This window comes from Rhizobium beringeri (assembly GCF_004306515.1).
Taxonomy (GTDB): domain Bacteria; phylum Pseudomonadota; class Alphaproteobacteria; order Rhizobiales; family Rhizobiaceae; genus Rhizobium; species Rhizobium beringeri.
Map to the genome: position 1 here is coordinate 2,556,446 of NZ_SILG01000001.1, position 22,837 is coordinate 2,579,282.

General features: G+C 62.4%; 24 protein-coding genes and 2 pseudogenes. 13 read left to right on the forward strand and 13 right to left on the reverse strand.

What is annotated here, in order from left to right:
- Positions 1–24: 24 nt before the first annotated feature.
- On the reverse strand, positions 25–1,305 hold the full coding sequence (blh, locus tag ELH03_RS12950) for a bifunctional sulfur transferase/dioxygenase Blh (protein ID WP_128400414.1): 1,281 nt from the start codon (positions 1,303–1,305) through the stop codon (positions 25–27).
- A 182-nt stretch (positions 1,306–1,487) separates the two neighbouring features.
- Positions 1,488–1,856, reverse strand: a complete 369-nt coding sequence (locus ELH03_RS12955) for a DsrE family protein (protein ID WP_128400413.1) — start codon at positions 1,854–1,856, stop codon at positions 1,488–1,490.
- A 90-nt stretch (positions 1,857–1,946) separates the two neighbouring features.
- Here ELH03_RS12955 and ELH03_RS12960 point away from each other — a divergent pair, with 90 nt between their 5' ends.
- The 3 genes from ELH03_RS12960 (at position 1,947) to ELH03_RS12970 (ending at position 4,887) form a co-directional block, all read left to right on the forward strand.
- Positions 1,947–2,945, forward strand: coding sequence for an AraC family transcriptional regulator (locus tag ELH03_RS12960; protein ID WP_130766716.1), 999 nt, complete (start codon positions 1,947–1,949; stop codon positions 2,943–2,945).
- 123 nt (positions 2,946–3,068) lie between these two features.
- Positions 3,069–4,541, forward strand: a complete 1,473-nt coding sequence (locus ELH03_RS12965) for a sensor histidine kinase (protein WP_128409473.1) — start codon at positions 3,069–3,071, stop codon at positions 4,539–4,541.
- Position 4,542: 1 nt separating this feature from the next.
- Positions 4,543–4,887 carry a response regulator gene (locus ELH03_RS12970; RefSeq protein WP_128400411.1) on the forward strand — a complete coding sequence of 115 codons (345 nt, stop codon included), beginning with the start codon at positions 4,543–4,545 and terminating at the stop codon, positions 4,885–4,887.
- A 104-nt stretch (positions 4,888–4,991) separates the two neighbouring features.
- Here ELH03_RS12970 and ELH03_RS12975 read toward each other — a convergent pair whose 3' ends face one another.
- From ELH03_RS12975 to ELH03_RS12985, 3 genes are all read right to left on the reverse strand, one after another.
- Positions 4,992–5,474, reverse strand: coding sequence for a cupin domain-containing protein (locus tag ELH03_RS12975; protein WP_197729997.1), 483 nt, complete (start codon positions 5,472–5,474; stop codon positions 4,992–4,994).
- Positions 5,475–5,518: 44 nt separating this feature from the next.
- On the reverse strand, positions 5,519–5,899 hold the full coding sequence (locus ELH03_RS12980) for a VOC family protein (protein ID WP_128409475.1): 381 nt from the start codon (positions 5,897–5,899) through the stop codon (positions 5,519–5,521).
- A gap of 158 nt (positions 5,900–6,057) precedes the next feature.
- Positions 6,058–6,321, reverse strand: a complete 264-nt coding sequence (locus ELH03_RS12985) for a DUF1127 domain-containing protein (protein WP_128409476.1) — start codon at positions 6,319–6,321, stop codon at positions 6,058–6,060.
- A gap of 176 nt (positions 6,322–6,497) precedes the next feature.
- Between ELH03_RS12985 and ELH03_RS12990 the strand changes: the two genes are divergently transcribed.
- From ELH03_RS12990 to ELH03_RS13000, 3 genes are all read left to right on the forward strand, one after another.
- Positions 6,498–8,510 carry a BTAD domain-containing putative transcriptional regulator gene (locus tag ELH03_RS12990; protein WP_130766387.1) on the forward strand — a complete coding sequence of 671 codons (2,013 nt, stop codon included), beginning with the start codon at positions 6,498–6,500 and terminating at the stop codon, positions 8,508–8,510.
- Positions 8,511–8,617: 107 nt separating this feature from the next.
- Positions 8,618–9,154 carry an ATP-binding protein gene (locus tag ELH03_RS12995; RefSeq protein ID WP_130766388.1) on the forward strand — a complete coding sequence of 179 codons (537 nt, stop codon included), beginning with the start codon at positions 8,618–8,620 and terminating at the stop codon, positions 9,152–9,154.
- 175 nt (positions 9,155–9,329) lie between these two features.
- The gene (locus ELH03_RS13000; protein ID WP_128409479.1) at positions 9,330–10,316 is read left to right on the forward strand and encodes an aldo/keto reductase; all 987 of its coding nucleotides are present in this window, start codon (positions 9,330–9,332) and stop codon (positions 10,314–10,316) included.
- Positions 10,317–10,517: 201 nt separating this feature from the next.
- On the opposite strand, the gene ELH03_RS13005 is transcribed toward ELH03_RS13000, so the two are convergent.
- On the reverse strand, positions 10,518–10,940 hold the full coding sequence (locus ELH03_RS13005) for a hypothetical protein (protein WP_130659048.1): 423 nt from the start codon (positions 10,938–10,940) through the stop codon (positions 10,518–10,520).
- A gap of 68 nt (positions 10,941–11,008) precedes the next feature.
- Complete coding sequence (locus tag ELH03_RS13010) at positions 11,009–11,485, reverse strand: flagellar basal body-associated FliL family protein (RefSeq protein ID WP_130766389.1); 477 nt, start codon at positions 11,483–11,485, stop codon at positions 11,009–11,011.
- Between the two features lie 145 nt (positions 11,486–11,630).
- On the opposite strand from ELH03_RS13010, the gene ELH03_RS13015 reads away from it, so the two are divergent.
- Complete coding sequence (locus ELH03_RS13015; RefSeq protein WP_113548076.1) at positions 11,631–12,299, forward strand: response regulator transcription factor; 669 nt, start codon at positions 11,631–11,633, stop codon at positions 12,297–12,299.
- Entirely contained in the window at positions 12,296–13,663 is a 1,368-nt protein-coding gene (locus tag ELH03_RS13020; RefSeq protein WP_130766390.1) for a sensor histidine kinase, read from the forward strand. The genes ELH03_RS13015 and ELH03_RS13020 overlap by 4 nt, the downstream gene beginning before the upstream one ends.
- 71 nt (positions 13,664–13,734) lie before the next feature.
- Here ELH03_RS13020 and ELH03_RS13025 read toward each other — a convergent pair whose 3' ends face one another.
- Both ELH03_RS13025 and ELH03_RS37935 read right to left on the reverse strand, forming a co-directional pair.
- Positions 13,735–14,526, reverse strand: coding sequence for an HNH endonuclease (locus tag ELH03_RS13025; RefSeq protein ID WP_245461820.1), 792 nt, complete (start codon positions 14,524–14,526; stop codon positions 13,735–13,737).
- Positions 14,527–14,775: 249 nt separating this feature from the next.
- Positions 14,776–14,996, reverse strand: a pseudogene (locus tag ELH03_RS37935) (phosphodiester glycosidase family protein); the annotation flags it as partial.
- 279 nt (positions 14,997–15,275) lie between these two features.
- Between ELH03_RS37935 and ftsZ the strand changes: the two are divergent.
- Complete coding sequence (ftsZ, locus tag ELH03_RS13035) at positions 15,276–16,295, forward strand: cell division protein FtsZ (protein ID WP_113548104.1); 1,020 nt, start codon at positions 15,276–15,278, stop codon at positions 16,293–16,295.
- Between the two features lie 106 nt (positions 16,296–16,401).
- Here the strand turns inward: ftsZ and ELH03_RS13040 are convergent, their stop codons facing one another.
- The gene (locus ELH03_RS13040) at positions 16,402–16,680 is read right to left on the reverse strand and encodes a hypothetical protein (protein WP_113548073.1); all 279 of its coding nucleotides are present in this window, start codon (positions 16,678–16,680) and stop codon (positions 16,402–16,404) included.
- 211 nt (positions 16,681–16,891) lie between these two features.
- Between ELH03_RS13040 and ELH03_RS13045 the strand changes: the two are divergent.
- Positions 16,892–17,026: pseudogene (locus ELH03_RS13045) on the forward strand (cell division protein FtsZ); the annotation flags it as partial.
- Between the two features lie 107 nt (positions 17,027–17,133).
- On the opposite strand, the gene ELH03_RS13050 reads toward ELH03_RS13045, so the two are convergent.
- Together ELH03_RS13050 and ELH03_RS13055 are read right to left on the reverse strand one after the other, a co-directional pair.
- Entirely contained in the window at positions 17,134–18,675 is a 1,542-nt protein-coding gene (locus tag ELH03_RS13050) for a cadherin-like domain-containing protein (protein ID WP_113548072.1), read from the reverse strand.
- A 239-nt stretch (positions 18,676–18,914) separates the two neighbouring features.
- A complete protein-coding gene (locus tag ELH03_RS13055) occupies positions 18,915–19,739 on the reverse strand; it encodes a helix-turn-helix transcriptional regulator (protein ID WP_113548071.1) in 825 nt (274 codons plus the stop codon).
- Between the two features lie 91 nt (positions 19,740–19,830).
- Here ELH03_RS13055 and ELH03_RS13060 point away from each other — a divergent pair, with 91 nt between their 5' ends.
- From ELH03_RS13060 to ELH03_RS13065, 3 genes are all read left to right on the forward strand, one after another.
- Positions 19,831–20,721 (forward strand): SDR family oxidoreductase, encoded by an 891-nt coding sequence (locus tag ELH03_RS13060; protein WP_128405580.1) that lies wholly within the window; start codon positions 19,831–19,833, stop codon positions 20,719–20,721.
- Positions 20,722–20,978: 257 nt separating this feature from the next.
- Complete coding sequence (locus ELH03_RS37400) at positions 20,979–21,152, forward strand: hypothetical protein (RefSeq protein WP_018074344.1); 174 nt, start codon at positions 20,979–20,981, stop codon at positions 21,150–21,152.
- Between the two features lie 179 nt (positions 21,153–21,331).
- The gene (locus tag ELH03_RS13065; RefSeq protein WP_128404802.1) at positions 21,332–22,264 is read left to right on the forward strand and encodes a hypothetical protein; all 933 of its coding nucleotides are present in this window, start codon (positions 21,332–21,334) and stop codon (positions 22,262–22,264) included.
- A gap of 59 nt (positions 22,265–22,323) precedes the next feature.
- Here the strand turns inward: ELH03_RS13065 and ELH03_RS13070 are convergent, their stop codons facing one another.
- Positions 22,324–22,767, reverse strand: a complete 444-nt coding sequence (locus ELH03_RS13070; RefSeq protein ID WP_003560606.1) for an SRPBCC family protein — start codon at positions 22,765–22,767, stop codon at positions 22,324–22,326.
- Positions 22,768–22,837: the final 70 nt, after the last annotated feature.

The following is a 22,837-nucleotide window of genomic DNA, read 5'->3' on the forward strand; positions in this document are numbered from 1 at the left end:
TCGCCACCTGCTAGTCACTCCGCCCTACAACGCATCCAGCGGAATCTTCAAATACCGCCTGCCATTCTCCTCTGGCTCGGGCAGCCGCCCGCCGCGGATATTCACCTGCAGCGCGTGCAGCATCAGCTTCGGCTTCGGCAGGGTGCGGTCGCGGGCCTGGCGCAGCGCCACGAAGCCGGGCTCGTCGATGCCTGCGATATGAGGATTAGCGCTTTTCTGGGCGGTCACCGTGCTTTCCCAGCGCGGGTGGCGGCCGCCCGGCTGGTAGTCGTGGCCGGAAAAGAGGCGGGTCTCCTCGGGTAGCGACAGGATCGCCTGGATCGAGTGCCAGAGGGCACTGGCGCTGCCGCCCGGGAAATCTGTGCGCGCCGTGCCGGAATCCGGCGTGAACACTGTGTCGTGCACGAAGGCGGCGTCGCCGATCACATAGGTCACCGAGGCGAGTGTGTGCCCGGGCGAAAACATCACGCGGGCCTTAAGCGCGCCGATCTCGAACGTGTCGCCATCGGCAAACAGCCGGTCCCATTGCGAGCCGTCGGTCGCGAGCGCCGGCCAGTTGTAGATCTCCTTCCAGAGCGTCTGGACGTCGGTGACGTGGGCGCCGATCGCGGTCGGCGCACCGGTCTTCTCATGAAGATAATGCGCGGCGGAGAAATGATCGGCATGCGGATGCGTGTCGAGGATCCATTCGACCGTCAGCCCTTCACTTTTGATATGAGCGAGGATGGCGTCGGCATTGGCCGTTCCCGTCGCCCCCGACATCTCGTCGAAATCGAACACCGGGTCGATGATGGCGCAGCGTTTCGTCGCCGGGTCGGAAACAACATATTGCACACTGCAGGTGCGGGGCTCGAAGAAGGCCTTCACACCAGCCGCCTGCCTTGACCGCTTTTCCAGCCAACGGCGCGCGCCGGCAAGATCGAAGCCGAGGTTTTGACCGAGGGCCTCGACATCTCCGGGCTTCATCCGCCCGTCGAGCACCTCGCCCAGCGCGTAGAGCGTCAACGCCCGCGTGCCGCTCTTGCAATGGGCGACGACCGGTCCCTTGGCCTCGGCCATCGCCGCCTGGAACGCACGGATATCGGCCTCGGTGATCTCGGTCCCCTTCACCGGCACGAAGCTGTAGGCGAGCCCGGCGGCGGCGGCGGAAGCCTTTTCCGCCGTATTGCCCGGCTGCGCCGGCTCCTCGCCATCCGGCCGGGCATTGATGACGGCGGCAAAGCCATCAGCCGCGAAGGCGGCAAAACCTGCGGCGTCGGGCTGCCCCGCCACCGATATCAGCTCATTGACCCTCACGGATGTCATCGAAGCCCCCGCGCTGCCCGCACCAGGCATTATCGCACGTATATCGATACAATCTCACAAGTATATTGCCGAACGCAAGAATAGGCGCTTGGTATTCCTCTGCACCCGTCGCCGATCCGCAAAGCCTGACGAAACCGGCGGGAGACGCCGCCCAAACTCCCACTCGGCCCGGCCGTGTATCGTCAAAACGACAGCGTCGCCGCACCTTCCTTGATCTCGGCATGCATGGCGCTTGCACCGACGATGACGACGCCATCGAGCAAGTCTTCCTGCGTATAACCGCGCGAGGTCACGCAGGGCGGACAAGCCCAGATCGTGCCGCCGCGCTGCTGGAAATTTTCGATCAGCATCGAAAGGGGATCGAGCGGCGGTACATGCGTCATCCGCTGGCCGCCCTTGCGCACCAGGTCGATCCCGGTGCTGGTGAGGAATATCGAAACCTTCAGCCCGGCAGTGATGCCGCCATTGGCAATGGTGAAGGCGACGGAGGACAGTTCGGATTCGATGCCCTTGGTGACGAGCACGACCAGTTTATCGCTTTGGGTTTGCATAGTATTCTCCCGTTTGTCAGGGTGAACGGCGTTCACCTGGTCTGAACGAGATGATGATAGGAGGGTGCGCGGGGCGCGTATTTGGCCGGAATGCGTGAAGCCTTGTCCGAAAATCCAGGCTCTGCGGGCGGTGTCGCACGCGACGACGTGCTGTCGGCGCTGCTGTCGACGATCCGCCTTTCGGGATCGCTGCAGTTTTGTTTCATGCCGACGGGCGACTGGCAGACCGATACCGCGCCGTCGCTGGCAGGTCTTTCGGCGAAGGCTTCGGGCACGATGCCGTTTCACATCGTTGTGGCCGGCCACTGCTGGCTGAAAACGGAAGGTGAAGAGACCGATCTCGAGGCGGGCGACGTGCTGGTCTTTCCCTTCGGCACCGGCCATCAGCTCGGCGCCGGAAGAGACGGCATGCTGGTGCTGCCCACCCGCGACCTGCCGCAAAAGCCGTGGCGTGAGATTCCCGTGCTCCGCTACGGCGACGAGACACAAGGCGTACGGCTGCTTTGCGGCTATCTGCAGTGGGATGGCCTGAGCTTTGCGCCGCTGCGCCAAGCACTGCCGAGGCTGATCCATGTCAGGACACTGGCCGCCAATGACGGCGACTGGCTGCGCGCCACCATCCGCCAGATGGTCGAGGAGGTCGACAGGCCGCGCGCCGGCAGCGTCTCGATGCTGCCGCGGTTGACCGAAATCATCTTCATCGAGATCCTGCGCCATCAGATCATGATGGCCGAGCCAAGCTCTGTCGGCTGGCTGGCAGCCCTCGCCGACCCCGCGCTCTCGCGTTGCCTCTCCCTCATTCACGACGATCCCAGGCGTGATTGGTCGCTGGAACAGCTGGCGGCGGCCTCCGGCCTGTCGCGCAGCGCGCTTGCCGATCGCTTTCAGGCAATGCTCTCGACATCGCCGATCCGCTATATCAGGGACTGGCGGCTCTACCTCGCAAGCGTCGCACTCGCCACATCAGGCCAGCCGATCGCGACGATAGCCTACGAGGCCGGCTATGCCACCGAAGCCGCCTTCAACCGCGCCTTCTCCCGCGCCTTCGCCACCCCGCCGGCCGCCTGGCGGGCGATGGCGCGGGCGTAGAGGGTGATCGGCTCAATAAGCCAATGCTCAAGAGAGATTGGTAGGAAGAAGCCGCAACATCCATGGGTGGAAAAAATCAAGGGATGCGCTAATTAGAAACACCATCAAAATTTGGAGCGAGCCTTGGATTCCGAATCCCCTCAGCCACTCACAGCTCGCTTTCCTGTCGGTGGCGGGGAAATTGGCCGGCTGATCCAGACCCGCGACTGGAGCAAAACGCCGCTCGGTCCTCTCGACCTCTGGCCGCAAAGTCTGAAGACGGCCACCAACATGCTCCTGCTTTCACCCGTGCCGATCGTTCTTCTCTGGGGCCAAGACGGCGTGATGATCTACAACGACGCGTACTCCGTGTTCGCCGGCAGCCGCCATCCGGATCTTCTCGGTTCCAAGGTCCGCGAGGGCTGGAGCGAAATTGCCGACTTCAATGACAATGTGATGAAAGTCGGACTGTCAGGGAAAACACTCGCCTACGAGAATCAGGAGCTGACGTTGTTGCGCCACGGCAGTCCGGCTCCTGCCTGGATGAACCTCGACTATTCGCCCGTCCTCGACGAAAGCGGAAAACCCGCCGGCGTCATCGCAATCGTCGTCGAAACCACGAAAAGCGTCCTTGCCCAGCGTCGGCTGCGCGAGAGCGAAGAGAGGTTCAGGGCGTTCACGACCGCGACAACCGATATCGTCTACCGTATGCGCGCCGACTGGAAGGAGATGCAGCAACTCGACGGTCGTAACGTTCTCGCAGACACGGCCAATCCAACTGTCGCGTGGCAGGAGGCCTATTTGTTTCCCGAGGACATTCCCGCGATCCAGGCGGTGATCGATGAGGCCATCACAAGCAAGGGTGTTTTCGAATGCGAGCATCGCGTCCGGCGGGCCGACGGCAGCACCGGGTGGGTGCTGTCACGGGCTGTTCCACTCTTGAACGACGCAGGCGCCATCGTCGAATGGTTTGGGGCTGCGACCGATATCACCGAGCGGCGACGCAAGCAGCAACAGCTGGAACTTGTCGTTCATGAGCTCAACCATCGCGTCAAGAACAATCTCGCGATGGTGCAGGCTTTTGCGTACCGCACCTTCCGGGATGCCGAAGACATCCCTCGTGCACTGGACAGTTTCACTGCGCGGCTGGTGTCGCTCGGCCGTGCCAATGATCTGTTGACAGGCGAACTGTGGAGCAGCGCGTCGTTGAAACAGACGCTCGACCAGGCGACCGTTCCGCATCGGCCGGACGGCGAGCGATGGAAGCTGACCGGAGACGATATCCGGGTTTCCGCAAAAACGGCGCTGGCGCTGACCATGGCCTTTCACGAACTCGGCACAAACGCTGTCCGCCACGGGGCATGGTCGAATGATGGCGGCGCCGTCAGCGTCAAATGCTCCCTCCAAATCATCGACGATGGAACGCAACGCTACCGCATAGATTGGGACGAACATGGCGGACCGCGTGTCGAGCAGCCGAAGAGGAAGGGATTCGGCACGGTCCTCATCCAGCGTGGCCTTGCCGCGGAGACCGGAGGCAGTGTGGATATCTCGTTCGCCGAAACGGGTTTTTCCTTCCGTCTCGACGCTCCGGCAGACCGTCTCCGGAATGAATGACATGGCCAAGCGCGTCCTGGTCGTTGAAGATGAAATGACCATCGCCATGATGATCGAGGACATGCTCATGGACCTCGGTCACGAAGTGGTGGCAACGGCCGCGCGCTTGCCCACGGCGCTGGAGGTTGCCGGCGACGGTAATCTTGATTTCGTCATTCTCGATGTGAACCTCGCCGGGCATCAGTCATTCCCGGTGGCGGCAGTCCTTCAGCAGCGCGGTATCCCGTTTGCCTTCGCAACCGGATATGGGCCAGCGGGTATCGATCCCGCCTTTGCCGGCCGACCGGTGCTGACCAAGCCGTTCACAACTGCAGATCTCGCCGCTGTCATCGAAACTGTCGGCTGAGACCCAAGAGGGCCGACGCCCAAGTCCAAGAGCCGCCCCAATGAGACGTGTTATGGCGGGCGATGGCGCAGGGCTGAGGATCCGATCGACACCCTGATGATCAATCAGCGCGGTTGCGGACCTGTCAATCCGAGGGCCAGCGTGATGTCGTTGATGATCCCCAATCGCGCTTCGATCACCGCGATTTTCTCAGGCGTATCGGCACCAAAAGCCTCGATATCGATGAACAATTGCTCGCAGCCGCCTGGCGTGACCGTGCCGAACATCTGGCCTGGTTCGTCGCCTATGTTTCGCCAGCTGTGCGGTACATGTGGCGGCAGAACGACGACGGTTCCCACAGGCGCGTCGAACGCCTCGTCGCCGCATTGGAATCGATAGAGCCCGCGGATGACCCGAAAGACTTCCGTCTCCCGCGTATGCGTGTGCGGGGCCGGACCATGACCGGGCGGCGTGAAGGTTTCCCACATCCCCAACGCGCCGCCGGTCTCGGCGGCAGTGGCATGGATGACGATCCTCGCGCCAAAGGGCGTGCTCGCCACGCGCTCCTTGCCGGGCAAAGAGACGACGGCATTCCTGAAACTCGACATATCCACCTCCCCCTCGATTGCATTCTTTGGGCGGAGCCCTGCGCTCACCCTTGCGGCGTCGGCTCGTTGAGCATCGCTTCGATATTGTATCCGTCGGGATCGAGAACGAAGCAGGCATAATAGTTCTCTTCATATTCCGGCCGCGGGCCGGGCGCACCATTGTCTCTCGCACCGGCTTCGAGCGCGGCCCGATAAAACGCCTCGACCTCCGCCCTGCTCCGAACCCGGAAGGCAACGTGTAAACGCGTCAGAGGCGGCTTGTCGTCGGTGTGCTGGATCTCGAACAGGCTGCCGCCGACATCGAAGGCCCAGAACACGCCCTCCTTTCCGAAGGAGAGGCGATAACCCAGAGGTTCGAAAGCGCGCTCGTAGAACAATTTGCTCTTCTCAAGGTCACTCACTGCGATGGTGATATGATCGATCATGCCGTGCCCTCCCTATCGTTCCAGCGTCCCATCATAGTTGAATCCCGGCAGCGGAAAAACAGGCAAAGCCCACTCGATGTCCTGCCAATGCCGCCGCCGTGAGCTCTTTCCGGCCGCTCGACCGGCAGCCGACGCGTCCCCGCAGTCGAACATTCCGACTATCGCATCGACATCAACTTCGTCATCAGCCCTGCCTTGATTTCGAGCACGGGTCGATTGACCTGGGGATGACCGATGTCATCCCGGGGATAACCGATGTCCCTCAGCTGGTCGGGCGTCAGATCTGCCAATGCCTTTCGTCTTGCGACGCTCCGCTGCCACTTCCTCAGGGCAGCGACGATGATTGCGACGCTGTTCGGCCTGAACCCGAACAACTGTCCTTTCGGCGCGCTGATGCCGGCGTGAGTTTCCGTGTGAGCCATTTTCAGTCTCCCATTTGTGAGATTTGCAAGTGGGAGCCTGACACGCGGGCGTATTCCGGCTGTTCGGTTCAGCGTGAACGGCCAGGAAAACTTCGACAAGCCGCCGCTAAATCGGTGTTAAATCTATCTGCCGAAATGCTATTCTGCGGTGGCGGTCGAAATCTGGGAGACGATCTTTGCGCATCAGGTTGCTGGGTGGCCTTGAAGTGATGTCCCGGGAGCACCGGCAAATCCGCTTCACCACGCGCAAGACGGCACTTCTTTTTGCTGCCCTGGTGCTTGCAGGCCGCCGCGGCCATCGCAGGGAACTGCTTTCCGAAGCTTTCTGGCCGGGACGAAGCAATGAGCAGGCCCGCAACAGCCTGCGCCAGGCGCTGGTCGATATCAGACGATCGTTTCCGGCTGGCGCGGATGCCGCCGTCTACATCGACGGGGATCAGGAGACTGTCGCGCTGATAACAGGTCCTGATGAAATCGACATTTCGATCTTCGACCGCAAACTGGAGGCCGACCGGACGGCCGATCTCGCCTTCGCCGCCGATCTCTACCGCGGCGAGGTGCTCGCAGGCGAGGCCATTCCGGACGGGCTGGATGAGTGGTACGGACCCTATCGCAGCACATATCAACGCAAGGCGCTGCAGCTGGTGGAGCGGTTGAGCCTCGCATTCTCCGAGCCAGGCTCGGCGGAAGAATCGGCTTGCGAAGGGCTCGCCGAAAGGCTGCTGGCTGTGGACCCGACCATGGAGGCCGCCCATCGGGCGCTGATGCGGATCCATGCTCTCAGGGGTCACGAAAACGCGGCCCTGCGCCAGTTCGAAGCCTGTCGGGCGTTCTTGAAGAAGCATCTTCAGGCAGAACCCGAGGCAGAGACCTCCTCCCTGGCCGCTTCGCTGCAATCGCGCCAGGGATCTGAACATCAGCGGACGGCATCCAGCCTCGACGTGGCCTCACAGCCGCAGGTCTTCCCAGCCCCGGCGAAACATCACGACCGGCCATCGGTTGCCGTATTGCCGTTTCAGAATCTGAGCGGCGACGCGGAGCAGGAATATTTCGCCGACGGCATCGTCGAGGACATCACCATCGCGCTTGCTCAATTCCGCCACCTCTATGTCATCGCACGGAATTCGAGCTTCACCTACAAAGGTCAGGCGGTCGATATAAAGCAGGTCGGGCGTGAGCTGGACGTACGCTATGTGGTCGAAGGAAGTGTGCGCCGGACCGGTGACCGTCTGCGCATTGCCGGGCAACTCATCGACACGTCGACCGGTACACATCTTTGGGCCGATCGTTTTGACGGAACCCTGGCTAATGTCTTCGATCTTCAGGATCAGGTCGCCTCGAGCATCGTCGGCGCCATAACGCCGAAAGTGGAGGAGGCTGAGATCGAGCGTGCCAAACGCAAGCCGACCGAGAGCCTCGACGCTTACGACTACTATCTCCGAGGCCTGGCGGCCTTCGACCGAACGATCACCAACAGATCGGTCATCGACGAGGCCTTGCGGCTTTTCATGAAGGCGATCGAGCGTGACCCGGAATTCGCCATAGCCCATGCCCGCGCGGCACGCTGCTACGCTACGCGAAAGAGCAACGGCTGGATGCTCCATCCCGCAGACGAGACTGCCGAAGCGACCCGGCTGGCCCGGAGAGCGGTCGAACTCGGCTGGGACGATGCGGTTGCGCTCACCTACGGCGGATATGTCATCGGTTATGTCGGCGGCGACCTCGACGACAGTGCGGCCTGCATCGATCGCGCAGTCTTTCTCAATCCGAACTTGGCGGCAGCGCTCGGCGTCAGCAGCTGGGTGAAGGCTTGCCTCGGCGAGCCCGATAAGGCCGTCGAACACGCAGCCCTTGCCATGCGCCTCAGCCCTTTGGATCCACGCTTGTTTGCCTGGCAGTTCAACACCGGGCTCGCGCATTTTTGCGCCGGTCACTATGAAGATGCTGTCGCCTGGGCAGGAAAATCGCTACGCCACCAGCCGAACTACCCGAGCGCCATGCGCGTGATGGCGGCGGGCCAGGCCATGGCCGGGCGGCTTGCGCAAGCCCGCGAAACGATCGCTCGCCTGTGCCTGATGGACCCCGCCCTCCGACTTTCCAATCTCGCCGACGTGCTGCCACCATTCCGGCGACCGGACGATCGCAATCGATATATCGAGGCTCTCAGGATGGCGGGACTGCCGGAGTAGCTGCCGCTTCAGCGGCTTCTTCAGAACGAAGGGGTCATGCCGGGTTATTGCCGACCCCCTATCGGCTAATTGCGAGACGATGCTGCTTCGTGCGAAATTGCCATGCTATGAATCACACGGGCGAAGTTCTCATTCTCACCGGGCCGCCGGGCTCCGGAAAAACCACGACGGCCGAGGCGCTCGCCGGCGAGCCCGGCTCGCCGAAGGTCCATCTTCATTCCGACGACTTCTGGCATTTCATCAAGAACGGCGTGATCCCGCCCTATCTGCCGGAAGCTCATGAACAGAATATCGTTGTCGTCGACGTGTTGACGAAGGCGGCGGCGGGCTATGCCGGCGGCGGCTACTTCGTCGTCGTGGACGGGATCGTCGGGCCGTGGTTCCTGGAACCGTTCCGGAAAATCGCGGCACCCCTCCACTACGTGATTTTGCGTCCGCCGCTCGATGTCGCCATCCGGCGCTGCCGGGAGCGTGGCGGCAACACGCTGACCGATCCCGGCCCTATTGCAGAGCTCCATCGACAGTTTTCATCGCTGGGTGCATTTGAGCGACATGTTCTGTCGACGGATGGACACGACAGGAAGGAGACACTGGGCGCGGTTATCGAAGCCGTGCAGAGCGGAGCCTTCCAGCTGGCGTCATGACGTCAAGCCATCGGCCTTCAGAGCAAACGGGCGCTCCCGCCCTTGGCAATTCGCCGCTTCCCAGTTCTCTGGGAGACATTCATGAACCCAACTCATAAGCCCATGCCGATATCTCCGGCTAATCGATACAAGCCTTTGCCCTTAGGTTACGATCAAACCTGAGGAGGACATCCGCATGATCAAACGCAAGCTCGGCCAAAGAGGCCCTGACGTATCGGCGATCGGTTTCGGCTGCATGGGGCTGAACTACCATCGCGGGCCGGCGATGGAGCGCGGCGATGCCATTGCGCTCTTGCGGGCGGCGCATGACCGGGGCGTGACCTTCTTCGACACGGCAGAGGCCTACGGGCCATTCACCAACGAGGATCTCGTCGGCGAGGCGCTGGCGCCGATCCGTGATGAGGTGGTGATCGCGACGAAATTCGGCTTCAAGGATGGCCGGCCGGAAGTCGGCTTGGATAGCCGGCCGGAACGCATCCGTGTGGTCGTCGAAGAAGCCCTCAAGCGGCTTCGCACCGATCGCATCGATATCTTCTACCAGCATCGGGTCGACCCTGCCGTACCGATCGAAGAGGTGGCAGGCACGGTGAAGGATCTGATCGACGCCGGCAAAGTGCTGCATTTCGGCCTGTCAGAAGCGGGCGTCGAAGCCATCCGCCGCGCCCATGCCGTCCAGCCCGTCACCGTGTTGCAAAGCGAATATTCGCTCTGGTGGCGCAACCCGGAACGGGAAATCCTGCCCGTCGTCGAAGAACTCGGCATCGGCTTCGTGCCCTATAGCCCGCTCGGCCGCGGCTTCCTCACCGGCAAGATGGACGAGAACACCAGTTTCGAAGGCGGCAACGACCACCGCAAGACCAATCCGCGCCTTTCGGCCGAAAACCGCAAGGCAAACCAGCCGGTGGTCGATGCGATCGAGGCGATCGCCGCTCGCAGAAACGCGACCGCGGCCCAGATCGCCATCGCCTGGCTGATGGCCAGCAAGCCCTGGATCGTCCCCATTCCCGGCACCACCAAGCTGCACCGGCTGGAAGAGAATATCGCTGCCGCCGACATCACCTTCACATCGGAGGAATTGGCCGAGATTGACGCGGTCTTCTCAGGCATCGAGATCCACGGCGACCGCTACTCCGCAACGTCGGCAGCCCGCGTCACGCAGTGAGCCGAAGGCCCTTCAGTCGCCGACGCTAAATCCCCCTGACAAGGGATCGACCAATTCGGGCGGCGGGAGCATTTCCTTCAGGTCGAGAGGATGGCGTTCGACCTCGACGGCGGTGTCACGGCCTCCGAGAAACCCGCAAAACCGCCCGCGAGACGCGGGCGGCTGCATCATCGTGCGGGCATCCGCCTCAAGCGCGGATGATCAGTCCTGCCCCTGCAGGCGGTCCATCACCTGGAGCAGCAGATCCGCGCAGGCCTTCATCGGTTCGTCCTCGGCGCATTTCAGATCGATCCGGGTGTTCCCATCCTCAATCCGGAAATGGGCTGCCTTGGACGGCGGTGGCGGTGGCGGGCGATGACCACGGAAGCCCATGTCGCCACGAAAGCCCATGTCGCCTCTCCGACCATGCCATCGGTAATCGGGGCGATCTCCCGGCCTCGCATCCGGCCCGCCCATCATCGGCCCGTCGTCATCAGGAGCAGACGAAGACGGAGGCGGAGGCGGCGAGCCGGGTTCGGCCGCCGCCGGTGGAGTCCCGGCGGATGGCGGAGCGGGCGGCTGTTGGGCGAAGGCGGTGCCGGCCAGTGCGGCAAGGGCAAGGCCCGATAGGAGAAGTCGTTGCATGGAAGCGTTCCTTTCGGAGTTAGGAGGCGTGTCTGTAAACACCGCAGCGCGGCTTTGGTTCACGCCCGTCAGGGCCTGTGATCGAAATCGGCAAACCGTCTGTGCGGCGGACCTTTCGGCGGACGCAGCGCTTCGGTGCGTCCGTCCTGGCGAACGAGGTAGCTCGCATGCACGAAGCCGTCGTCGAAGCGCCCTTGCACGGTGACGGCTTCATCCCGGGTGACCAGAGCGCCATCCTCGCCGGCCCGGCCGGTTTCAACAAGCGCCTTGCCGCTCTCGTCCTGCAGCACAAACTTGTTACCGTAAATCTCGGCAACCTTGCCCTTGATGGTGACGAGGCTGGTGGCCGGCATGGCCGAAATCGCCACCGGCGTCAGCGGCGCCATCTCGGGCGTCGGACGCATCATCTTCACGGCGCTCGCGCCCCCGGCAGCACCGATGACAAGCGCCACGGCCGCGGCGATAACGGGAATCGTCAGCCGGCGCCGGCGCGGCACGGGCGCTGCGCCCTCGGCATGTTCGTTGTCCTGGTCTTCATCAGGCATATATCTGCTCCTTGCTTCAGTAATAGTCGCAATCTAGCCGCCACACCCCCTCGCCTGCCTGAACCTCTCCGTTCAGATTGAGTTAAGCTCGGCCCGATAGTTTTGGCCCGTCCCCAGAGATGCCCTGCGATGAAAGCCCTGCCTCATGCGCGTACTGCTCGTCGAAGATGACGAAGACCTGAGCGGCCGGATCGCCGCCGTACTGCGATCGGAGAACTTCGTCGTCGATATCGCTCGCAACGGCGAGGACGCTCTCCATGCGGGGCTGACCGAACTCTTCGATGTCGCAATCCTCGACCTCGGCCTGCCGAAGATCGACGGGGTCAGCGTGCTGAAGGGCTGGCGCGAGGGCGACCGCAACCTGCCGGTTCTGGTGTTGACGGCGCGCGACGGCTGGCCGGATAAGGTCTCGAGCTTCAAAGCCGGCGCCGACGATTTCCTCGCCAAACCCTTCAAGGTGGAAGAACTGGTGCTTCGCCTGCGCGCCTTGGTGCGCCGGGCGTCCGGTCACGCCGCCTCACGGCTCGTCTGCGGCGCGCTGGTCTTCGATGCGCAGCTCGGCACCTTCGAGCTCGACGGCCTGCCGCTGAAGCTGACGGCGCTGGAATGGCGGGTGCTCTCCTGCCTGATGCTGCGCAAGGAGATGATCGTCGACCGGCGCGAACTCACCGAGCGCGTCTATGACGGCGATGCCGAAGTCGACTCCAATTCCATCGAAGTCATCATCGCCCGCCTGCGCAAGAAGCTCGGGGCCGATCGGATCGAAACGGTGCGCGGCCGCGGCTATATGCTGACGGCAGCAGTGACGCCATGAAGGCCCCCTCCCTCAAGCCGAAATCGATCGCCGGCCGGCTGCTGATGTTCTCGGGCATCTTCGTGACGCTGGCGCTCGCTGTGGCCGCCATCGTGCTCTGGCTGGCGCTCAAAACGGTGGTGCGCGAGCAGGTTGACCAGCGCCTCGACACCCAAATCGGCGCCCTTGCCGGCGCGGTGACGCGTGACGCTGAGGGACGGATCGCCCTCTCCGCGCCGCTCGATGCGCCGCCCTTCGATCGCCCCTCATCCGGCTGGTACTGGCAGATCGATGACGGGCAACAGCGCCTGACCTCCCGCTCCCTGATGAACGGCACGATAGACGCACCGCCGCCCCGGCAGGACCTGCGCCATGTGCTGATGGGCATGCCGACATCAGGCAGGGGCGGTGATCGCGGAAGAGGGCCGCTCTACCTACGCCAGGCCGTGCGCAGCATTGACGGCATGACACTGACGATCACCGCGACGGCGCCGATGATCGCCCTCGTCGGCCCGGCGCTCGGCGCGCTCTTCTGGCTGGTGCCTTGCATGCTGCTGCTCGGCCTCGTGCTGATGGCCGGCACGCTCTGGCAGATCCGCTTCGGCCTGCGCCCGCTGAAATCCATAGCGGCCAATATCGATGCCATCAACCGCGGAGAACGTGCCCGCCTGCCCGATGAGGCAACCGTCGAGCTCGCGCCGCTCGCGCTGAAAACCAATGCGTTGCTGGTGTCCAACGAAGAGAGGCTCGCGGCGACGCGCATGCAGTTCGCCAATCTCGCCCACGGCCTCAAGACGCCGGTGGCGAGCCTGGTGCTGGCGCTCGACGAGCAAAACGATCCCGAAGGCGCATTGCGCAGCCTCGCAGCCCGGATCGACAACAGGATCAAGCATCACCTCGCCGCCGCCCGCCGGGTGATGGCCTCGTCGGACAGTGTCGCCAGCACCGACATGGCGACTTCGGTCACCGATCTCCACCGGGCGATCGGCCAAATCCACGCCGAGCGCAACATCGCCTTCGACACCGATATATCAGAGGGCCTGCGAGTCGCCTGCGACGAAAGCGATGTCGAGGAAATGCTCGGAAACCTGATCGACAACGCCTTCAAATGGGCAGCCTCCCACGTCACCCTCCGCGCCCACCGCGACGGCCCAACCGCCCGCATCACCATCGATGATGACGGCCCCGGCATCCCCCCGGGCCGTCTCGCAGCTGTGCTGCTGCCGGGTGTGCGTGAGGATGAGCTTGTGCCGGGGAATGGGTTTGGGCTGAGTATCGTGAGTGAGCTGGCGGGGCTTTATGGCGGGTCGCTGGTGCTGGAGGCGAATGGGGCGGCGGGGTTGCGGTGTGTGTTGTGTTTGCCGGTGGTGGGGTCGGGGCGGTAGGATTTTGGCTGGTTCGATAGAAGGTGAAAGTGCTGCCGAGTGATCAGCGTCTTTTGGGTTCTTATCATTTGTCACAACGCTCTCCCGACTACGACCTCGTACGGATTACAAATATTCGTGCCTTGCTGCGAGTGACAGGAAGCAAATAGGTGAACCAAGACCGTCAACCATTCAGCCCTGCGACGGAAATACAGACCGTGAAGATGCCGTGTCGATAACCTTTCGGGATTCTCTGCGTTGCCAACAAAGTTGTAAACGTCATCACGCGTTCCCATCAAAAGCGCTCGGATATCCGTGGCATCGAAATAATCATCGCCGTATTCAGCCATCGCATAGCAATAGCCAATTTTTGCAATCATCATTGCGAACGGACCATTGATAAACGGAACCCTAGTCCTGACATTTTCGAGACCGTTGCCCCCTAAGTTGAAGAACGCCAGCCGTGGATTAACAAGAGTAGCCCCTCGATCGATTCCAACTAAGAGCCCCGCCTGACTAAACTGCACTAGCGAGAAGTGTTTCGGGTAGTCCTCGATCGGGAAGTCAAGGCGTTTTCCCTCCTCGCCCATCACTGAATCGCCTGCAAAGACCTCAGGCATATGTCGCGCGTCGCGCGGTCCGCTACCTTTCGACTTGCCACGGAGACCTAATAGCACCCTGGGGACTTTAAGGTCGACATTGAGCGCTTGGTTCTCGTATTCTTGATTGGAGCGCGTAGCGCATTCCTTGCAGGAACCGTAGCGTATCACCAAGGAGCCATTGATAGCTTCGGGGATGATGTGCTCGTCAGTGAGATCTGCCTGCGTAAATACTTTTCGGCAAAAGACACATCTTCCGTCCAGATAGTAATTCTGCTTCCGCATTGCCAAAGAGCGCATGCCGTAGGCAATACAACTTATCAGACGATTCTCATAATTGTTGCTTCGTGCAAAACGGCCTTTACAGTACTCTCAAAATAGGCTGTGCACCCGATATCCAAATCGTCCCATTGACGCCCGTCGATTTTAGGGACCATCAATCCTCTTCTTCGAAAGAGCCCAGAACCAGCCCTACTGACCGTCGCATCCGCCAGCCGGCCGTTTCGGGGACAAGCCGCATTCCCGCAACTGCCGTCATTCCACCACGCCAAACATGGCCCATACCCGCTATGCCAGGGCCAGTCGTTACGGCCCATCTCGGGATTGTAGATCCCCACCCCTCGCCCGCCATCCAGAAACAAGGCATCGGGGCATTTCAGATGGTCGCGGAAGAGCCGCGCGAAGTCACGGAAATTCAACCCGTCTTCGCTGATCGAGACACGATCCGCGCCGTGACCGCAGGTTCCCACACCGCTCGGCGGGCTTGGTCCGCCGAGCGGAGCCTCATAAATTTCGATCTTTGGTCTGCCTCTGGCGTAAGGCTACCTTCGCGACCTATTCCTAAAGCATAAATGTCAGCTCCCGGCATGATCCTCCCTCCCTCAAAGCCGCAACCAAGCTCCCTTCCCGGTCATCTCCGCTCTCGCCGAGACGTCTTTCGCCTCGCCTCTGCCTTGTTGCTCGCGTATCGTGGACGCACGATTCGCCGTCCGCAAACGAGGGTGGGCATGAACGAAGCATCAAAGGAGAGCGCGATGACGGACGCCAAGAGCGGCATTTCGGGACTACGGCCGCATATTACAGTCATTGGCGTCGGCGGCGGTGGTGGTAATGCGATCAACAATATGATCGCGGAAAAGCTGGCGGGCGTCGAATTCGTCGCTGCGAACACGGATGCTCAGGTGCTGGCCACCTCCAAGGCGACGCGCCGCATCCAGCTTGGCGCGAATGTGACGGAGGGTCTCGGCGCCGGTTCGTTGCCGGAGGTCGGCCATGCGGCTGCCGAAGAGTCGCTCGATGAGATCATGGATCACCTGGCCGGCTCGCACATGTGCTTCGTCACCGCCGGCATGGGCGGCGGCACAGGCACGGGTGCTGCACCTGTCATCGCCCGCGCTGCGCGTGCCGCCGGCATCCTGACGGTCGGCGTCGTCACCAAGCCCTTTACCTTCGAAGGCAACCGCCGCATGCGGATGGCGGAAATCGGCATCGAGGCGCTTCGCCAGGCCGCCGATACGGTCATCGTTATTCCCAATCAAAACCTCTTCCGCATTGCTGATGCAAAAACGACGTTCGCCGATGCTTTCATGACAGCCGACCGCGTGCTCTATGCGGGCGTCGGCTGCATTACCGATCTGATCGTCAAGGAAGGCCTGATCAACCTCGATTTTGCTGACGTGAAGTCGGTCATGCAAGGTATGGGCCGCGCCATGATGGGCACTGGCGAAGCCTCCGGTGAGAGCCGCGCGATGAAGGCGGCGGAAGCAGCAATTGCCAACCCGCTTCTCGACGATATCTCGATGCGGGGCGCCAGGGGCGTGCTGATCTCAATTTCCGGTGGTTCGGATATGACGCTGTTCGAAGTGGACGAGGCGGCAAGCCGCATTCGTGACGAAGTCCAGGAAGACGCCGATATCGTCGTCGGCGCGATCTTCGACCGCAGCCTCGACGGCAAGTTCCGCGTCTCGGTCGTGGCGACCGGCCTCGAAGGCAGCCCCCTGCCCGCATCCGCGCCTCACGCCGCCGAGCAGGTCCAGACGCGTACGCTGCAGTAAGCGCAGCGGCGCGATCCGAGTACGACCGGCTGCCGCGTCTTTTCAGACGCGCGGCGCCGTCGTGCGCTCCGGGAAATCGCCGCGGTCACCGGTCGTTGATTCGCGATCACCTGTCGTTGATCGTGGGAAGGTGCGTTTCGACCTCTACGCGGCGCTTGTCATCCAACGGCTCAATGTGCTTCTGCCAGAAGGCCTCGGCCTCCGGCGTGTCATCATCCCAGTGGCGGATCTTGACAATATTGTCATCGATCTTGGCCAGCCGTTTGCCGCCAAGCCGCAGGTATTCGTCCGCCAGTTCTTTGGATCGGGTCGTTTGCATGTCGTGCTCCTCCATAGGCGAACCGAAAGGCCGATCGTCTTTACCGGGTTGGCCGGCAATCGGCATCCCCGTTATCGGCGCTTCCGCGCCTTCCAGTTAAACAGTACGGCGGGATCATGGTTCCAAATCATCGGCCGAGACCGGGTCTACGCGGCCGGCTGAAGGCGTCGGCCGCCATCCATGTTCCGCACGGCCCGCCGCTCTTGCTGCCAGGACAGCCGGAGACGCCTCGTACTGGCAGGAGAGCGGCCTTGTCCGGAACGGCAAGACTGCATACGTCGGGGCGATCTTCGACCGCAGCCTCGACGGCAAGTTCCGCGTCTCAGTGGTCGCGACCGGCCTGGAAGGCAGCCCGCTGCCCGCATCAGCGGCTCACACCGCCGAGCAGATCCAGACGCGCACGATGCAGTAGCGTGGCTGCAATTCGCTGATTTGTGTTTGCGAAGGCTCCGGCCGGTTAAACGCCCCGCCGTAAAGAGAACGGGCGGGGCGGCGTCGGCATTCGGCCAGCAAAGACCGTCAGACGAAGAGTATGTCCGAGATATTGTGCACCACGGAGATTTCGTCGATCCCGGTGTTGGTGATGTAGAGATTATCCGCCGCTGAATCATAGACCACGTTGGTGATCAAGTCGTCTCCCGGTATGGCGATGTTGACGTCGACCGCTGTCTTGACCCCGGTTTCAAAGTCGAAGGCCGTGCCGATATGCTCGCTGCTGGAGGAATCGCCGAAGAAGAACGTGCCGTCGACGGCAAAGCCGTAGCCGAGCCCGCCGGCCGCGAAGGTCTTGGACTCGATCGGGTTCAGCGTGTCGGGATCGATCTTGGAGACTTGCCAGGTAGCATCATCGATGCGGCCGACGACGTAAATGCCGGTCGAATCCTGCATCGTATTGACGGCCGTGTATCCACCCCAGTCGAAGGTACCCGCCCCGTTCTGGCCGATAAGGCCGGGAATCGGGTCGCCCTTCTGATCGAGCGATCCGTCGGCGGCATCCCACTTTGCGAGATAGGTCTGATCGGGGAAAGGGTCCTCCTCGCCTCTCGCCTCGTTGGTTCTTCCGATGATCTCGCCGCCGCGGACCGAAAAATAGGTTCCGCCGATGTCATATTCGCCCTTGTCATAGTCGCCGAGAGAGATGGCGCCGCTGGCGTTGTCGGCTTCAAATGCGGCTGCGTTGTCGTAAATGCTCACCATTGAATCATCTGGGAAACCATGGCCGGAACTGACGTAATACTTGCCGGTTAGCGGATCGATCGCGACCCCCTGGAGTTCGTAATGGTCCAGGAAGGGGCGCACCACATCCGCCTGGGCCTCGACATGATTGGTGTTCAACGACTTCTCGTCCGTCACGCCGTCGACGGTCAAGGTGATCACGCCGGCATCCGCGTGACCGGCGCCGTCGGAGACCTTGTAATATTGGAGTTTCTCCGTGATATGCTCGCCGTCGTTGAGGCCCGCCTTTACGGCCGGATCGAGATCGTAGGTGAAGCTTCCATCTCCTGCAAAATGGAAGGTGCCGAATTCACCCGCCACGTCGGTCGTCTGCCCTTGCCCCTGACCGGCAGGAATGCTCGTGCCCTCGACCGAACGCAGGAAAAGCGTGCCCGCCTCTCCAGCGTGATCATTGGCAAGCACGTTGCCGGCCATCTCGCTTCCTTCGCGGAAGGAAAAGGCGTCGTCGACCGCGACCGGCGGGCTCGTCACCCCGTGAATGTCGAGCGTGAAATGGCCGACATCGGTATTGCCGGAGCCGTCGGAAATCTTGTAGCCGATCGTCTCCGTCAGCGTCATTCCGTCAACTAAGCCCGCCTTGGCCGCCTCGTTCAGCGTATAGGTGTAAGAGCCGTCGGCCTTGACGTGGAACGTGCCGTATTCACCCTCGATATCGGTGATCGCTCCATCCTTCTTGGCAAGCACCCGCTCGCCGTCGAAGAAGTTGAGAAACATGTTGCCGGAGCCACCGGCGAGATCATTATCCAGCAGGTTGCCTGAGATCACGTCATTCTCGGAAGCGCTCCTGACATCATCGACCGCCACAGGTTTTGCAAGCACTGTCATGGATATCTCCTTCAAGATCCATTCGCCTTGGTCTATCGGGAGGAAAGCAGCTAAGACCGGGACGGTCAACAAATTTTCTAGCAGGAGTAGTATTTTAGCTTTTCACAGCTCTGCCATGCTTAGAGGCTTCGCCTCAGGCGGATGCCGCCGACGCAGACAGCACCATCAAAACCGACGCGGCGACCAAGACCGCAGCGAGGCGATGACCGCTTATCATCGATCGACCAATTGCCCTCGCCTCAGCCCACCAGCTCCCTGATCTTCGCCGCATCCTCCGCCGTCGCCGGGTTGTACACCACCATGCTGAGATCCGGCCGGCCATCCACCTGGAAGGCGGAATATTCGAAAGCGAGTGGGCCGAGGATGGGGTGTTTGATGTGCTTGGCGCCCTCGCCGTGGCTGCGCACGTCATTGTCGCGCCACATCGCCAGGAATTCAGGGCTCTTGCGGCAGAGTTCGTCGACGAGGGGCTCGACTTCGGCCGCGGCACCCGCGCGGGCCGCATCCACGCGGAAAGCGGCGACGACAAAGCGGGCGACACTTTCCCAGTCGTACTGGGCGCCGCGTACGCGCGGATCGAGGAAGATGAAGCGCAGTACGTTGCGCTCTTCCGGCGGCAGCGCGCCGTAATCGGTTAGAAGCACAGTCGCCGCCCTGTTCCAGGCAATCACGTCCCAGATGGCGTTGCGGATCAGCGCCGGGCTCGGGTCGAGCGCATCGAGCACGCCCTGCAATCTCGGCGTCACGCCCTCTTGCCTGTGGTAGCGCACCTCGGGCGGCCGACCGAGGCCGATGAGGAAGAGATGCTCGCGCTCGACATCCGTCAGCATCAGCGCGCGAGAGATCCGGTCGAGCACGTCGGCAGACGGCGCACCGCCGCGCCCCTGCTCCAGCCAGGTGTACCAGGTCGGGCTGATATTGGCGCGGCTCGCCACCTCCTCGCGCCGCAGACCCGGCGTGCGCCGCCGCTCCCCCGCAAAACCGAGGGCCGCGGGATCGAGCCTGACGCGGCGCCCCTTCAGATAGGCGCCGAGCCGGTTATCCGAGGTGACGAATTCACCCATCCTGTTAGCCTTTATACCATGATAATATCACTACTTTACCATGATACAGGCAGAGCCGATATGTGTCTTCGGCAAAAACTGGAGATATCACATGCGCGTATTCGTCACTGGAGCCACCGGCTGGGTCGGCTCGGCCGTCGTCAATGAATTGATCGCCGCCGGCCATCAAGTGCTCGGCCTCACCCGCTCGGACAAGGGAGCGGATCAACTGGCGGCAGCCGGTGCTGCGATCCATCGCGGCACGCTCGATGATCTCGAAAGTCTGAAGAGCGGTGCGGCTGAGGCGGACGCCGTGATCCACACGGCTTTCAACCACGATTTCTCGAAATTCGCCGAAAACTGCGCCGCCGACCGGCGCGCCATCGAGGCGCTCGGCGAAGCCCTTCAAGGCTCCGATCGTCCGCTGCTGGTCACAGCCGGCCTCGGCTTTGCCCCCGGCCGCATTGGCACCGAGAAGGATCCGCCCATGCCGACGTCGGAGACCTACCCTCGCGCCTCCGAAATCACCGCGGTATCGCTTGTCGCCCGCGGCGTGCGCGCCTCCACCGTCCGGCTGCCGCCCTCGGTGCATGGCCATGGGGACCACGGCTTCGTGCCGACCCTGATCGATTTGGCCCGTCGCAAGGGCGTCTCGGCCTATATCGGCGAAGGGCAGAACCGCTGGCCGGCCGTGCACCGGCTCGATGCCGCCCGCGTCTATCGCCTGGCGCTGGAGCGCGGCGCCGTCGGCGGCCCGTTCTTGTCAGTCGCAGAAGAGGGAGTTCCCTTCAGGCAGATCGCCGAGGTCATCGGCCGGCGGCTCGATGTGCCCGCCGTCTCGCTCTCACGGGAAGAAGCGGCCGAGCATTTCGGCTGGTTCGCCATGTTCGCCGGCTTCGACATCCCGACATCGAGCGAGCATACCCGCACGCTGCTCGGCTGGCAGCCGCAACAGCCCGGCCTCCTCGCCGATATCGACCATCCCGCCTATTTCGGTGGGTAGGAACCGTGTCCGCATATAAAAATGGAGCATTTCCGTGACTGGAGAAAACGGAAATGCCTGCCGGCTTGGCTCGTGAGGAGAACCAGCGGCAGTTCCCATCGGGTGCGCGGCAGCGAAGCGAGGCGCCGACGGCGGGTGAGTGAGCGTTTCCCTCAAACCCGTCGCCTTCGCAGAGGGCACTGCGCCGGCAGAAAATATGGAACAGTGTCGTCCGCCATCGGTTGATCAGAGGTCCACCTCAAACATGGAGCCGAAAAATGAGCAAGACCAACGCTCGTGAACTTCAGAAACGCGCCGAACGGCAGGTGAGGAATACCAGCGCCGGCGGCCATCTCGGCGGCACATACTTCGGGCAGCAACCGGACGGAAAAACCGCCTCGTCGACCAACAATGATAGCGCCAAGGCGCGGCCGAACGACGGAAGCAAATAGGGCCGCAGGCCTCACCTCACCCCTAAGTAAAGAATTCTCCTGCGCCCAGGGATCTGGGCGCCTCCCCTGCTCGCGCCATCCACCTCGCTATTGATCGGCGACGCCTCCGCGCTAGCTTCTGCTCGCGGGCCGAGCGGCCGCGGGGGATACGATCTATGGGCGAAGGCGGAGGGGGCGACGTGGCATCCTATTCGATTGACGATGCGATCCGGGAACTTGCGCCGGCTCTCGGCAAGGCGCCGGCGGGCGCAGTCAGCGGCGAATGGACAGCCACCACGATGCAGGCGGGGCATTCCTCCCGGACGGGCGGTTACCGCGATGCCGAAGGAAACTATGTCCCGGAGGCCTCCAGGCATCCACTCGATATCATCTCCGATGTCGTCGAAAAGCTGGGTGCATCAGGGGTGCCCCGCTTTAACAAGGTGATAATCCGCTGGAAGAAGCCGAAGTTTCCCTTCATGCGGGGAGAAATCACACTCGAAACCAATTACGATCGAACGATCGTGCCGCGCGGCCCCGACGACCCGATCTACGAAACCGCAGCCGCTGCGCGGCGCGTCTTCTGGCAGAGCCACGGTACAGTCCAGGGGGACTTTGCCGCTGAGCGCGGAACGGCCAACATTCACGCCCAGACGAAATGGTTCGGCCCGCATCGCCGCATCCTCGCCATCCATGCGCCGGGAAGGCTGACACTTGCCACCGACGGGCTGTCGACACCCTGGGCCGGCATATCCGAGCCGGAGAATGGCGTCGAATGCGAGCTTTTCATGGAATTCGACGCCGCGAGACTGGATGCGGCCGGAATCGAAAACTGGGCGAACCTGTTGATCAACATCGGCGACCTCGTGGCAGACGGGTATCGCGTCGCCCGCGATGTCGAGAAGCACGGCGCCATCCTGTTCTGCCGGCTGACCGAAGATTACCGCCCGATGACCCGCATCATGCTCAGCCGCGACGCAGGCCGGATCGACAGTCTGCCTTTCGGCTCCGTACCGCTGATCCGGGCAACGCCGATCGCGGAAAGCGAAATCGAGGGGCAGGACCTTTCCGACGACTGGGGCGCTGCGGCCGCCCGCCACGCCCTGGCCAAACGCGGCATGGCGATTGGTTGATGTCGCCGATGCCGGGCGCCAATGCCGGGCGACTATCGTCCGGCCGGCGCGATCTTGCGCTATTCCTGGATGTCGGGTTCGACGACCCTGGCGAGGTTTCGCAGCGACTCCTGCCAGCCGAGATAACAAGCCTCGGGCGGAATGACATCAGGCACACCTGCCTGCACGATGTCCACCTCGGTGCCGACCGAAACTTTCTTCAGCGTCACGGTGACTTCCATTTCGCCAGGCAGGTTGGGGTCGTCGAACCTGTCGGTGTAGCGCAGGCGTTCGCCCGGGACGAGCTCGAGATATTCGCCGCCGAAGGCGTGGCTATTGCCCGTCGTGAAGTTGCGGAAGGACATTCTGAACGTGCCGCCGACAACCGGCTCCGAATGGTGCACGGTGCAGAGGAAGCCGTTCGGCGGAAGCCACTTGGCAAGTGCGTCCGCCTCCAGGAATGCGCGATAGACTTTCTCCGGGCTGGTCGCCAGAACGCGGTGCAAGCGTATGGTACTCGGCATGGTCGTGATCCTTTTTGGATTTACGGAATGGACGAACCTAGGACGGGCGTGGCTTGGCCGATCCGACACC

Bases quoted from the DNA above. Each gene is read 5' to 3' on its own strand.
- blh (WP_128400414.1), bottom strand. From the start codon at position 1,305: ATGACATCCGTGAGGGTCAATGAGCTGATATCGGTGGCGGGGCAGCCC.
- ELH03_RS12955 (WP_128400413.1), bottom strand. From the start codon at position 1,856: ATGCAAACCCAAAGCGATAAACTGGTCGTGCTCGTCACCAAGGGCATC.
- ELH03_RS12960 (WP_130766716.1), top strand. From the start codon at position 1,947: ATGCGTGAAGCCTTGTCCGAAAATCCAGGCTCTGCGGGCGGTGTCGCA.
- ELH03_RS12970 (WP_128400411.1), top strand. From the start codon at position 4,543: ATGGCCAAGCGCGTCCTGGTCGTTGAAGATGAAATGACCATCGCCATG.
- ELH03_RS12975 (WP_197729997.1), bottom strand. From the start codon at position 5,474: ATGTCGAGTTTCAGGAATGCCGTCGTCTCTTTGCCCGGCAAGGAGCGC.
- ELH03_RS12980 (WP_128409475.1), bottom strand. From the start codon at position 5,899: ATGATCGATCATATCACCATCGCAGTGAGTGACCTTGAGAAGAGCAAA.
- ELH03_RS12985 (WP_128409476.1), bottom strand. From the start codon at position 6,321: ATGGCTCACACGGAAACTCACGCCGGCATCAGCGCGCCGAAAGGACAG.
- ELH03_RS12995 (WP_130766388.1), top strand. From the start codon at position 8,618: ATGAATCACACGGGCGAAGTTCTCATTCTCACCGGGCCGCCGGGCTCC.
- ELH03_RS13000 (WP_128409479.1), top strand. From the start codon at position 9,330: ATGATCAAACGCAAGCTCGGCCAAAGAGGCCCTGACGTATCGGCGATC.
- ELH03_RS13005 (WP_130659048.1), bottom strand. From the start codon at position 10,940: ATGCAACGACTTCTCCTATCGGGCCTTGCCCTTGCCGCACTGGCCGGC.
- ELH03_RS13010 (WP_130766389.1), bottom strand. From the start codon at position 11,485: ATGCCTGATGAAGACCAGGACAACGAACATGCCGAGGGCGCAGCGCCC.
- ELH03_RS13015 (WP_113548076.1), top strand. From the start codon at position 11,631: ATGCGCGTACTGCTCGTCGAAGATGACGAAGACCTGAGCGGCCGGATC.
- ELH03_RS13020 (WP_130766390.1), top strand. From the start codon at position 12,296: ATGAAGGCCCCCTCCCTCAAGCCGAAATCGATCGCCGGCCGGCTGCTG.
- ELH03_RS13025 (WP_245461820.1), bottom strand. From the start codon at position 14,526: ATGCGGAAGCAGAATTACTATCTGGACGGAAGATGTGTCTTTTGCCGA.
- ftsZ (WP_113548104.1), top strand. From the start codon at position 15,276: ATGACGGACGCCAAGAGCGGCATTTCGGGACTACGGCCGCATATTACA.
- ELH03_RS13040 (WP_113548073.1), bottom strand. From the start codon at position 16,680: ATGCCGATTGCCGGCCAACCCGGTAAAGACGATCGGCCTTTCGGTTCG.
- ELH03_RS13050 (WP_113548072.1), bottom strand. From the start codon at position 18,675: ATGACAGTGCTTGCAAAACCTGTGGCGGTCGATGATGTCAGGAGCGCT.
- ELH03_RS13055 (WP_113548071.1), bottom strand. From the start codon at position 19,739: ATGGGTGAATTCGTCACCTCGGATAACCGGCTCGGCGCCTATCTGAAG.
- ELH03_RS13060 (WP_128405580.1), top strand. From the start codon at position 19,831: ATGCGCGTATTCGTCACTGGAGCCACCGGCTGGGTCGGCTCGGCCGTC.
- ELH03_RS37400 (WP_018074344.1), top strand. From the start codon at position 20,979: ATGAGCAAGACCAACGCTCGTGAACTTCAGAAACGCGCCGAACGGCAG.
- ELH03_RS13070 (WP_003560606.1), bottom strand. From the start codon at position 22,767: ATGCCGAGTACCATACGCTTGCACCGCGTTCTGGCGACCAGCCCGGAG.